The sequence below is a fragment of the Agromyces flavus genome (genome assembly GCF_900104685.1).
In the GTDB taxonomy this organism is placed as follows: domain Bacteria; phylum Actinomycetota; class Actinomycetes; order Actinomycetales; family Microbacteriaceae; genus Agromyces; species Agromyces flavus.
Map to the genome: position 1 here is coordinate 982,823 of NZ_LT629755.1, position 11,622 is coordinate 994,444.

An 11,622-nucleotide genomic window follows, 5' to 3' on the forward strand; every position below is an offset into this window, starting at 1 on the left:
CGCGTCGGGTCGAACCGTCGGCCATAGACTCGGCGCTGCCGGCAACCGCGAGGGGCGGCGGCCGACGACTGGCGAGGAGTGGCATGCGGCGACGGGCGGTGGGCGCGGCGACGATCACCGTCGTGAGCGTGCTCGTCTTCGCGGCGTGCACGCCTCGTGATGCGGTCATGCCGCCCGCCCCGTCCACGAGCGGCCCGGAGGCGACGCCGTCGGTCGGCGCGACCGTCCCGCCGGCCTCCGAGCCGCCGGCACTGCGACCCCAGGGCTCCGCGACCGACAACCTGCCCTATTTCGATGCGATCAACCGGGCGGCGATCGCCGCCGATGCCGGCGCGGGCGGTCGCGACTTCGTCGATGCCCTGATCGCCGCCGGTTTCGAGAAGAGCGCGATGCAGGTCACGGCCGACGCGACCACCATCGGTGATCCGGCCGACTCGATCCAGTTCTCGGTGCGGTTCGCGGGCGAGTGCCTCGTCGGCCAGTACGGCCCGAAGTCCGACGGCTACCACAGCGCGGTGCGCCCAGCCCTCGGCACCGGTGACTGCCTGATCGGCCAGACGCGCCCCATAGACTGGTAGCAAATGGCGGATTACATCTATTCAATGGTGCGCGCCCGCAAGGCGGTCGGCGACAAGGTCATCCTCGACGACGTGACGATGGCGTTCCTGCCCGGAGCGAAGATCGGTGTCGTCGGTCCCAACGGCGCGGGCAAGTCCACGATCCTGAAGATCATGGCCGGCATCGACCAGCCCTCGAACGGCGAGGCGCGGCTCACGCCCGGGTACTCGGTCGGCATCCTCATGCAGGAGCCCGAGCTCGACGAGTCGAAGACGGTCCTCGAGAACGTCCAGGAGGGCGTCGGCCCGATCAAGGGGAAGATCGATCGGTTCAACGAGATCTCCGCGGCCATGGCCGACCCCGACGCCGACTTCGACGCGCTCCTGGCCGAGATGGGGACGCTGCAGGAGGACATCGATGCGGCCGACGCGTGGGACCTCGACTCGCAGCTCGAGCAGGCGATGGACGCGCTGCGCTGCCCGCCGAGCGACACCCCGGTCTCGGTGCTCTCGGGCGGTGAGAAGCGCCGCGTCGCGCTCTGCAAGCTCCTGCTGCAGAAGCCCGACCTGCTGCTCCTCGACGAGCCCACGAACCACCTCGACGCCGAGAGCGTGCTCTGGCTCGAGCAGCACCTCGCGAAGTACCCGGGCGCGGTCCTCGCGGTCACGCACGACCGGTACTTCCTCGACCACGTCGCGGAGTGGATCTGCGAGGTAGACCGCGGTCGCCTCTACCCGTACGAGGGCAACTACTCGACCTACCTCGAGAAGAAGGCCGAGCGTCTCCAGGTCCAGGGCAAGAAGGACCAGAAGCTCCAGAAGCGCCTGAAGGACGAGCTCGAGTGGGTGCGCTCGAACGCGAAGGGCCGGCAGGCCAAGTCCAAGGCGCGTCTCGCGCGCTACGAGGAGATGGCGGCCGAGGCCGAGCGCACCCGCAAGCTCGACTTCGAGGAGATCCAGATCCCTGCGGGTCCCCGGCTGGGCGATGTCGTGCTCGAGGCCAAGAAGGTCGAGAAGGGCTTCGGCGACCGCCAGTTGATCGACGGGCTGAGCTTCTCGCTGCCGCGCAACGGCATCGTGGGCATCATCGGCCCGAACGGCGTCGGCAAGACGACCCTCTTCAAGACGATCGTCGGCCTCGAACCGCTCGACGGGGGCGACCTCAAGATCGGCGAGACCGTCAAGATCTCGTACGTCGACCAGTCGCGCACCGGCATCGACCCGAACAAGACCCTGTGGGAGGTCGTCTCCGACGGGCTCGACTACATCCAGGTCGGCAAGACCGAGATCCCCAGCCGTGCCTACGTGTCGACGTTCGGATTCAAGGGCCCCGACCAGCAGAAGCGCGCCGGAGTGCTCTCCGGCGGTGAGCGCAACCGGCTGAACCTCGCGCTCACCCTCAAGCAGGGCGGCAACCTGCTGCTGCTCGACGAGCCGACGAACGACCTCGACGTCGAGACGCTCGGCAGCCTCGAGAACGCGCTGCTCGAGTTCCCCGGCTGCGCGGTGGTCATCACGCACGACCGGTGGTTCCTCGACCGCATCGCCACGCACATCCTCGCGTACGAGGGCACCGACGAGGATCCCGCGAACTGGTACTGGTTCGAGGGCAACTTCGAGGCGTACGAGGCGAACAAGGTCGAGCGCCTCGGCCCCGAGGCCGCGAAGCCCCACCGCTCCACGTACCGCAAGCTCACGAGAGACTGACGTGCGACTGCACGTGCCCACTCCACTCCGATGGAGCGACCTCGACGCGTACGGGCACGTCAACAATGCCCGGATGCTGAGCCTCCTCGAGGAGGCTCGCATCCAGGCGTTCTGGGTCAACGACGACGGCACAGCCGAGCACGCCGTCGGCGCCTCGACCGCCGTCCTCGACGCGACGCCGGGCTCCGCGACGCTGACCCTCATCGCGCGGCAGGAGGTCGAGTACCTCGCTCCGATCCCGTACCAGCGGCTCCCGCTCGACATCGAGCTGTGGATCGGCCACATGGGTGGCGCGAGCCTCGACGTCTGCTACGAGGTCTACTCGCCGGCGGGCGCCGAGCCCCGCACGCTCTACACGCGCGCGGTGACGACGATCGTGCTGGTCGACGCCGCAACCGAGCGGCCGCGGCGCATCACCGACGCGGAGCGCGCCGCCTGGGAGCCGTACCTCGGCGAATCGCTCGAGTTCCGCCGGCGCTGAACCGACCCGTCGGTCGATGCCCGAGCGGGCGCCTCAATCCGAGAGCGGCTGGTCGCTGAACGAGCCCTCCCACACGGCGCGCGTGCCCGACTCGCCGATCTGCACGATCGTCCACACCGCGCCCGCGCCGACGCCGAGTGCCGCGACCAAGAGCAGCGCCACGACGGCCACGCGACCCGGGCGGCGGCGCGGCGCCGATACGGTCATGCCGCGGTTCGCCGCGACCTCGGGATCGGTTCGGCCGCGTCGCTCGCGGTTCTCGACGATCGCGAGCGCACCGACCGATGCGGCGATCGTCGCGAGGCCGATCGCCCACCAGATGATGTCCTCACCCTGGTCGGTGTGCGCCTCGATCAGCGGCGCCTCCGGCACCCGCGCCTGGAGCCACTCGCCCGCCTCGATCGTGAGGTACATCACGCCGAGCAGCAACAGCGCGCCGAGCAGCACCGGCAGCCAGAGCACACGGCGCGCGGCGGGCCAGGCGCACAGGACCACGAGGAGCACCGCGAGAAGCGGCACGCCGACGATCATGACGTGGACGAGGAGGACGTGCAGCGGGAGCCCCGCGAACTGGAAGTCGAGCATCGGCGTGCTCAGCTCGTCACCACGCGGTCGCCGTCGACCGTCACGGCGACCGACGGCAACGGCTCCAATGCCGGCCCGTTGAGCACCTCGCCCGTGGCCGCGTCGAACGCCGATCCGTGGCACGGGCACTCGAACCGTTCGCCGGCAGGGGCGACCACGCAGTGCTGGTGGGTGCAGATCGCGCTGAAGGCCACCACGTCACCGGCGGTCGGCTGCGCGAGCAGTACGGGCTCGTCGCCGATCGTCGCGGAGATGCTGCCGCCCACCGGGATGTCGGCCAGCGCGGCGACGTCCTCGCCGGCCGCCGCGCTGGGGGTCGGGCCCGAACCCGAATCGCCGGACCCGCCCGAGGATTCGCCGGCGCCGTCTCCACCGGGGGCGCAGCCGGCCAGGACGAGCGCGCCGGCGCCGCCGAGGGCGATCGCCGTCCGGCGCGTCAGTTCACGGGCATCGTCCATCGTGCAGCCTCCTCGTCAGGCCGCGTGTGCTGCGGCACCCTGCCATTCTGCGATATCGGGAGCACGTCACGAGGGATGTGCGGCGGTGACGCAGCTGCGGCGCGCCGCGATCGGCGAGCCGCCTCATGCCGGCGTCGGCGGGCCCGGCACGCGCACCATGCCCTCCTGCGCGACGCTCGCCACGAGCATGCCCTCGCGCGTGTAGATGCGGCCGAGCGACAGGCCCCGACCTCCGCTCGCCGACGGCGACTCCATCGTGAACAGCAGCCACTCGTCGACCCGCGCGTCGCGGTGCCACCACATGGCGTGGTCGAGGCTTGCGACCTTGAGGCCCGGCGTGGCCCATGCGACGCCGTGCGCGCGCAGCACCGGCTCGAGGATCGAGTAGTCGCTGGCGTACGCGAGCGCCGCGCGGTGCTGGCGGGGGTCGTCGGGCAGGCGACCGAAGGCCTTCATCCAGACGGCCTGCCGAGGCATCCGCTCGCCGTCGACGGTCAGGTACACCGGCGAGGGGATGTGCCGCACGTCGAACGCGCGCTCGCTCGACCAGTACCGCGCCACGTCGTGCTCGACGTGGCCGAGGATGTCGGCAGTCGTCGGCAGCCCCTCGGGATCGGGCAGGTCGTCGGGCATCTCGAGCTGGTGCTCGAGCCCGTCGTCGTGGGTCTGGAACGACGCGATGAGCGACAGGATCGGCTCGCCGTGCTGGAACGCCTGCGTGCGCCGGGTCGAGAACGACCGGCCATCGTGGATGCGGTCGACCGAGAACGTGATCGGATGCTGCACGTCTCCGGGTCGGAGGAAGTACCCGTGCATCGAGTGGATGCGTCGGTCGTCGGGCACCGTGTGGGTTGCGGCGACGATCGACTGAGCGAGCACCTGACCGCCGAACACGCGGCCCAGCGGCATCCACTGCGACGGGCCGGTGAAGATGTCCTCGTTGGTGCGCGCGCCGGTGTCGGTCAGCCGCAGCGTGCTCAGCAGGCCGTCGATCGAACCGCTCATCGTTCCTCCGTCTGGGTCGGTCGGCCACCGGACCGCCCGCGGGCGGGGGGCGCCCGGCGGCGGGGGCCGCGGCGCTCTCTCGGTAGTCTAGACAGGCCATGGTCCAGCAATTCACGCTCGCCGACAGCTTGTCGCTCGGCGACCTCCACACGTACCTGCAGCGCGCGGCGCGCGTCGAGGACGGTGCGGTGCGCCTGGTGGCCGGCAACGGCATCCTCGCGGTCTACACCGCGATCCTGTACCCGCGCGGCATCCTCGACGAGAGTCCCACGGTGCTGGGCCTGCGGACCTTCCAGCTGTTCGAGACCGACGACTTCGACGTCGTGGTGCCGATGCGCTCGGTCGTCGACCGGATCGTGCGGGCGCGCGGCGCGCTCGGCGAAGACGACGACGAGGTCGAGGGCCGTCCGGTCACGATGACCCGCCCACCCGAGGTGAACACCGTGACGTGGGCGGGCATCTCGCCGCCGCGCGGGGGCTGGCGGCCCCTGGGCGAGACGGATGCCGCGACCCTCGAGCGCGCGGCCCGAGCGGGCATCGACGAGGTCGCCAAGGCGATCCCCGATGGCACCGGCGAGCAGCTCGTGCAGCGCGTGCGGTCCGAGGTCTGGGGCCGCGGCATCGACGGGCTCGAGTACGTGCCGGCCGGCGCGGCGTTCGCCGCCTTCAGCCTCGGCTTCCTCGGCGACGACCCGATCTCGGTCTTCGAGACCGGGCCGTGGACGCGCCTCAGCTCGCGGCGCGGGCATGTGCTCGTGCGTCGCAAGGCCTGGACGCTCAAGGCCTGAGTCCGGCGGATGGCGCGCCGCCGCGCCATCCGCTCGGATTCACTGCGTCGCGAGCCCGGCGATCGCACGCCCCGCGGCGCGCCCGGTGAAGAGGCAGCCGCCGAGGAACGTGCCCTCGAGCGAGCGGTACCCGTGGACGCCGCCGCCGCCGAAGCCTGCGGCCTCGCCGACCGCGTAGAGGCCGGGCACCGGAGTGCCGTCGGCGCCGAGCGCGCGCGAGGAGAGGTCGGTCTGGATGCCCCCGAGGCTCTTGCGGGTCAGGATGTGCAGCTTGACCGCGATGAGCGGTCCCGCCTTCGGATCGAGGATCCGGTGCGGAGGCGCGACGCGCAGCAGCTTGTCGCCCACGTAGTTCCGGGCGCCGCGGAGTGCGGTGAGCTGGAGGTCCTTGGAGTACTCGTGCGCGACCTCGCGATCGCGCGCGACCAGCTCTCGTTCGACGTTCGCGGTGTCGAGCAGCCCGTCGGGGGAGAGCCGTCGCATGCCGTCGAGCAGCTCGGGGAGCGTGTCGGCGACGATGAAGTCGGCACCCTGCTGCTTGAACGCCTCCACCGGCGCCGTCGCCCCCGCGCGAACGCGCTGGGCGAGCAGCATGATGTCCTTGTTCGTCAGGTCGGGGTTCTGCTCGCTGCCCGACAGCGCGAACTCCTTCTCGATGATCCGCTGCGTCAGCACGAACCAGGAGTGGTCGTGACCGGTCCTCGCGAGGTGCTCGAGCGTGCCGAGCGTGTCGAAGCCCGGGAAGAGCGGCGGCGGGAGCCGTCGGCCGGTCGCGTCGAACCACATGGACGAAGGGCCGGGCAGGATGCGGATGCCGTGCATCGGCCAGACGGGGTCGAAGTTCTCGATCCCCTCGGTGTAGTGCCACATCCGGTCGCCGTTCACGAGCCGTGCACCGGATGCCTCGGCGATGCCGAGTCCGCGACCGTCCACGTACTCCGGCACGCCGGACAGCATCGTGGCGGGCGGAGCGCCGAGTCGTTCGGGCCACGCGGCGCGCACCAGCTCGTGGTTGCCCCCGATGCCGCCGGATGCGACGACGACCGCCGGTGCGCGCAGTTCGAACTCGCCGGTCGCGTCGCGATTGGAGGCCTCGCCGCGCGAGCCGTCGTCGGGCGCGAGCACCGCGCCCCGCACCCCGACGACCGCGCCGTCCTCGACGATGAGCTCGTCGACGCGGTGCCGCGGCCGCAGCGCGACGAGCCCGGCCGCCTCGCCTGCTCGCACCTTGGCTTCGAAGGGTGCGACCAGCGCCGGACCCGTGCCCCACGTGATGTGGAAGCGCGGAACCGAATTGCCGTGTGCGATCGCCATGCCGCCGCCGCGCTCGGCCCACCCGACGATCGGGAAGAACCGCACGCCCTTCTCGTGCAGCCACGCCCGCTGCTCACCCGCGGCGAATTGGAGGTACGCCTCGGCCCAGCGGCGGCCCCACTCGTCCTCGTCGCGGTCGAAGCCGGCGCTGCCGAGCCAGTCCTCGCGAGCGAGCTCGAGCGAGTCGTGCACCCCGAGCCGGCGTTGCTCCGGCGAGTCGACGTTGAACAGCCCGCCGAACGACCACCACGCCTGCCCGCCGAGATTCGCGTCGGACTCCTGGTCGATGACGGCGACGCGCTTGCCCGCGTCGACGAGCTCGGCGGCGGCCACCAGGCCCGAGAGGCCGTGGCCGACCACGATGGCATCGAACTCGGGGTGCGGGGCGGGGGAGGGTGCGGCCACGGGGGACTCCTTCGTCTCGGGCGGGTCGCGGTATCCGATCAACCGGATGGCTCGTCGGATGCCGCAGGGGTGCGGGCATGGGGCGATCGGCCGGACTACTCCTCGAAGGTGTTGACCATCGCGAAGGCCGCCCGCTGGAGATAGTCCCACAGCGTCGCCTCGGCGACGGGCGAGAGCTCGAGCGTGTCGACCGCGGCGCGCATGTGCGCCAGCCAGCGGTCGCGCGCGTCGGGGTTCACCTTGAACGGCAGGTGCCGCATCCGGAGGCGCGGATGGCCGCGCTGCTCGCTGTAGGTGGTGGGTCCGCCCCAGTACTGCTCGAGGAACATGCGCAGGCGGTCCTCCGCCGGGCCGAGGTCCTGCTCGGGGTACATCGGGCGCAGCACCGGGTCGTCCGCGACGCCGCGGTAGAACTCGTGCACGAGCCGAACGAACGTGTCCCGTCCGCCGATCTCGTCGTAGAAGCTGGGGGAGGGCAGGCTCACGGGGTGTCCTTCGTCTGGGCGTCGGACGGACCGTCCGACGCCTCCGGGTCCTTCGCCGGCTTCGCCGGCTTGACGGGCTTCTGCAGGGCGGTCGAGGGTCCGGCATCGCCCGCGACGCTACCGGCGCCGCTGATCGACGCGGCGGCCCGCTTGGCGCGCAGGGAGCGCTTGGAGGGCGGCTGGCGGTCGAGCACCGGGTTCGGCGCGGTCTTCGGCGGCTTCGCGCCCTTGACGCGCGTCACGCCGTCGAAGCCCGACAGCACCACGCTCGACAGGCTCGGGAGCTTCAGGTCCATCTCGTCGAGCGCCTTCTTCAGCCGCACCCGGAGTTCGCGCGCCACGTCGTCCTTCGACGACGTGCGGACCTTCATCACCACGCGGATCACCATGGCCTCGGCCGACACCGATTCGAGGCCCCACACCTCGGGCTTCTCGAGGATGCGCGAGCGCCACTTGCCCGTCTGCGCCATCTCGGTCGCGGTGCGCAGCAGCGTCGCCTCGACCTCGTCGATGTCGGCCTCGTAGGGGACCGCGAGGTCGATGATCACGCGGGCCCAGCCCTGCGACATGTTGCCGACGCGCAGGATCTCGCCGTTGCGGACGAACCAGAGCGTGCCGTTGACGTCGCGCACGCTCGTGACGCGGATCCGGACCTCCTCGACGATGCCCGTCGCGAAGCCCAGGTCCACGATGTCGCCCACGCCGAGTTGGTCCTCGACGACCATGAACAGGCCGTTGAGTGCGTCCTTGACGATGTTCTGCGCACCGAAGCCGAGGCCCGCGCCGATCGCCGCCGAGAGCAGCGTGAACGACCCGAGCACGTTCGGGGCGAGGATGCCGACCACCGCGAGCAGCACCACGATGAACAGGGTGACGTTCACGATGTTCTTCAGCACCGAGCCGAGCGTCCGGGTGCGCTGCACCACGCGTACGGCGGCCAGGGGTGACGCGGCCAGGGCCTGCGTGTCGGTGACATCCTGCTTGCGCTTGACGCCCGTCACGATCCGGTTGACGGTCCGGCGGATCACGAAGTGCAGGAGCCAGCGGATGATGAGCGCGATCAGGACGATCAGCGCGACCTGGATCACGTTCGAGAGGATGGCGCCCCACGGGGTCGCCCAGAACGCGTCGAGCTGGGAGGAGATGTCGATCGGTTCGGGGGCGGGCTCTTCGAACGGACGCATGATGCAGCAGTGTACTGAGGCCGGATCGGCGAGGGCTGGACGCGGTCGTGCAGCCTCGCCGACCATCAGGGGACAGCGGCCGCGTCAGGCGGCGGCGTGCCCGACGCCGTCGGCGTCGCGGTCGCGCGCGGCGAGGGCGCGTTCGAGTTCGGAGAGCTGCTCGGCGACGAGGCGATGGAGGGGCGACGGCTCGGCATGGGCCTCGAGCCACTCGCGCGTGCGGCGTGCGAGCTCGGGGTCGATCACCGGTGCCGGGAACAGTCGCCGCACGATGAGCGACGCCATCGTGAAGCTGCGCTCGGACCAGACGCGCTCGAGCATCGCGAGGTAGTCGTCGACCGTGCCGGCGAGCAGCGTGGGGTCGATCGTGCGCTGCCACCCGTCGGCGACGGCCCGGGCGACGTCGTTCGACAGCGTGGTGTCGGTGGCCACGCGCCGCCACGCGGCATCCTTCAGCGCCTGATCGGGGCGCGCGGCGCTCGCGGTCGCCGCGAGCTGGCGGCCCTTCGCAGTGTCGTCGGCGGCGAGTGCGGCCTCGATCTCCGCGTCGTCGGCCGCGCCGAGGGCGGCCCGGGCGATGGTGATCTCCCAGCGCAGGTCGAGGTCGATCACGAGCCCGTCCAGCCGCACCTCGCCAGACCGGAGCGCGTCGAGCACGTCGGCGTGGGCGGGCACGCACGCCAGCCGAGTGAACGCCTTGACGAACTGCAGCTGCGCGTCCGAACCGGCCGGCGCGAGCTCGGCGAGAGCCCACACCGCGTCGGCGGCCTCCTCGGCCAGCACGGCGCGGTGGTCCTCGGCGACGTATCGACCGACCGCGATCTCGAGCCGGGCGAGCGCGAGTGCGCGTGCGGCGGACTGCGTCTCGTGCCCGACGCTCGAGACGACGAGCCGCACGAAGTCCGAGGCGGACAGCTCGGCGTCGCGGACGCCGTCCCACGCGGATCCGAGGATGACGGCGCGCGCCACGGGGTCGGCGATCTCGGCGAGCCGGTCGCGCGCCGTGCCGAACGATGCGTCGTCGAGGCGGACCTTCGCGTAGGTGAGGTCGTCGTCGTTCACGAGCAGGAGGGCCGGCCGCGCGCGGCCGATCAGGCCCGGCACCTCGGTCGTCGGGCCATCCACGTCGAGTTCGACGCGGTGCACGCGCTGCAGGCGGCCGTCCACGTCGTCGTACGCGCCGATCGCGACGCGGTGGGGCCGGAGCGTCGGGTGCGAGGCCGCGGCGGACTGCAGCACCTGTGCCGACGAGATCAGCCCCGCGGCATCCGTCTCGACCGCGAGGCGGAGGGTGTTCACCCCGGCCGTTTCGAGCCACTTGCCCGACCAGTCGCCCAGCTCGCGCCCGCTCGCGGCCTCGAGCTCGGCGAGCAGGTCGGCGAGCGTCGCATTGCCACCGGCGTGCTTCGCGAGGTAGGCGCCTACGCCGCGCTGGAACGCGTCGAGCCCCACCCATGCGACGAGCTGCTTGAGCACCGAGGCGCCCTTGTCGTACGTGATCGCGTCGAAGTTGACCTCGACGTCGCCGAGCCGCTCGATGTCGGCGACGATCGGGTGCGTGGAGGGCAGCTGGTCCTGCTCGGCCGCGTGCGTCTTCTCGTCGGTCGCGAACGTCGCCCACACGTCGGTGAACTCGGTGATGCGCGAGGTGGCCAGGGTCGACGCCCACGTGGCGAACGACTCGTTCAGCCACAGGTCGTTCCACCACTTCATGGTCACCGAGTTGCCGAACCACATGTGGCTGAGCTCGTGCAGCACGACGATCGCGCGCTGCTCGCGCCGCGCGTCGGACACGCGCGAACGGAACAGGTACGACTCGTTGAAGGTGACCGCGCCCACGTTCTCCATGGCGCCCCAGTTGTACTCGGGCACGAAGATCTGGTCGTACTTGCCGTACGGGTAGGGCACGTCGAACGCGGCCTCGTAGAACGCCAGCCCGTCGCGGACGAGCTCGAACATGACCTCGGGCTCGGCGTACTGCGCGAGCGAGCGGCGCGTGAACAGGCCGAGCGGGACCTCGCGGCCGTCGCGGCTCGTCGCCGACGCCCGCCACGAGGCGTACGGTCCCGCGATGATCGCGACGATGTAGCTCGAGATCACGGGGCCGGTCTCGAACGCCCACGTGGCGGTGCCGGATGTCTCGCCCGCGACGGCCTCGGGCGAGGGGGCGTTGCTCAGCACGCTCCAGTGCTCGGGTGCGGTGATGGTGAACCGCACCGTCGCCTTCAGGTCGGGCTGGTCGAACACCGCGTACACGCGATTCGCCTCGGCGACCGCGAACTCGGTGTACAGGTACACCTCGCCGTCGACCGGGTCGACGAAGCGATGCAGGCCCTCGCCGGTGTTCGTGTACTCGCGCGTGGAGACCACGCGCAGCTCGTTCTCCGCAGCGAGTCCGTCGAGCCGGATCCGGTGCCCGTCCGAGACGGATGCCGCGTCGAGGCGGACGCCGTTCAGGATCACCTCGTGCAGCTCGACCGTGGTGGACTCGATGAACGTGGATGCACCGGACGTCGCCCTGAACCGCGCCACGGTCTCGGAGCGGAACCGCCCGTCGTCGCCGGTGAGGTCGAGGACGACCTCGTACTCGGGCGCGCTCACGACGGCGGCCCGCTCCTCGGCTTCGAGTCGGGTGAGATCAGCAGCCGGCATC

General features: G+C 71.3%; 11 protein-coding genes. 4 read left to right on the forward strand and 7 right to left on the reverse strand.

What is annotated here, in order from left to right:
• Nucleotides 1–83 precede the first annotated feature (83 nt).
• The 3 genes from BLT99_RS04650 to BLT99_RS04660 are packed head-to-tail and all read left to right on the forward strand — an operon-like array spanning nt 84 to nt 2,745.
• On the forward strand, nt 84–578 hold the full coding sequence (locus BLT99_RS04650; RefSeq protein WP_092669678.1) for a DUF6993 domain-containing protein: 495 nt from the start codon (nt 84–86) through the stop codon (nt 576–578).
• 3 nt (nt 579–581) lie between these two features.
• On the forward strand, nt 582–2,264 hold the full coding sequence (gene ettA, locus BLT99_RS04655) for an energy-dependent translational throttle protein EttA (protein ID WP_092669680.1): 1,683 nt from the start codon (nt 582–584) through the stop codon (nt 2,262–2,264).
• Between the two features lies 1 nt (nt 2,265).
• Nucleotides 2,266–2,745, forward strand: coding sequence for an acyl-CoA thioesterase (locus BLT99_RS04660; RefSeq protein WP_092669682.1), 480 nt, complete (start codon nt 2,266–2,268; stop codon nt 2,743–2,745).
• Between the two features lie 33 nt (nt 2,746–2,778).
• Here the strand turns inward: BLT99_RS04660 and BLT99_RS04665 are convergent, their stop codons facing one another.
• The 3 genes from BLT99_RS04665 to BLT99_RS04675 all read right to left on the reverse strand — a co-directional run bounded on the left by BLT99_RS04665 (nt 2,779) and on the right by BLT99_RS04675 (nt 4,793).
• Entirely contained in the window at nt 2,779–3,330 is a 552-nt protein-coding gene (locus BLT99_RS04665) for a hypothetical protein (protein WP_092669684.1), read from the reverse strand.
• A gap of 8 nt (nt 3,331–3,338) precedes the next feature.
• The gene (locus tag BLT99_RS04670; protein WP_092669686.1) at nt 3,339–3,788 is read right to left on the reverse strand and encodes a Rieske (2Fe-2S) protein; all 450 of its coding nucleotides are present in this window, start codon (nt 3,786–3,788) and stop codon (nt 3,339–3,341) included.
• 123 nt (nt 3,789–3,911) lie between these two features.
• Complete coding sequence (locus BLT99_RS04675; protein ID WP_172802962.1) at nt 3,912–4,793, reverse strand: acyl-CoA thioesterase; 882 nt, start codon at nt 4,791–4,793, stop codon at nt 3,912–3,914.
• Nucleotides 4,794–4,891: 98 nt separating this feature from the next.
• Between BLT99_RS04675 and BLT99_RS04680 the strand changes: the two genes are divergently transcribed.
• The gene (locus tag BLT99_RS04680) at nt 4,892–5,581 is read left to right on the forward strand and encodes a hypothetical protein (RefSeq protein WP_092669688.1); all 690 of its coding nucleotides are present in this window, start codon (nt 4,892–4,894) and stop codon (nt 5,579–5,581) included.
• A 39-nt stretch (nt 5,582–5,620) separates the two neighbouring features.
• On the opposite strand, the gene BLT99_RS04685 is transcribed toward BLT99_RS04680, so the two are convergent.
• From BLT99_RS04685 to pepN, 4 genes are all read right to left on the reverse strand, one after another.
• Nucleotides 5,621–7,300, reverse strand: a complete 1,680-nt coding sequence (locus BLT99_RS04685; RefSeq protein ID WP_092675633.1) for an FAD-binding dehydrogenase — start codon at nt 7,298–7,300, stop codon at nt 5,621–5,623.
• A gap of 95 nt (nt 7,301–7,395) precedes the next feature.
• On the reverse strand, nt 7,396–7,779 hold the full coding sequence (locus tag BLT99_RS17835) for a globin (protein WP_092675636.1): 384 nt from the start codon (nt 7,777–7,779) through the stop codon (nt 7,396–7,398).
• Nucleotides 7,780–7,781: 2 nt separating this feature from the next.
• Entirely contained in the window at nt 7,782–8,969 is a 1,188-nt protein-coding gene (locus BLT99_RS04695; RefSeq protein ID WP_092669690.1) for a mechanosensitive ion channel family protein, read from the reverse strand.
• 84 nt (nt 8,970–9,053) lie between these two features.
• Nucleotides 9,054–11,621 (reverse strand): aminopeptidase N, encoded by a 2,568-nt coding sequence (gene pepN / locus BLT99_RS04700; protein WP_092669692.1) that lies wholly within the window; start codon nt 11,619–11,621, stop codon nt 9,054–9,056.
• Nucleotide 11,622: the final 1 nt, after the last annotated feature.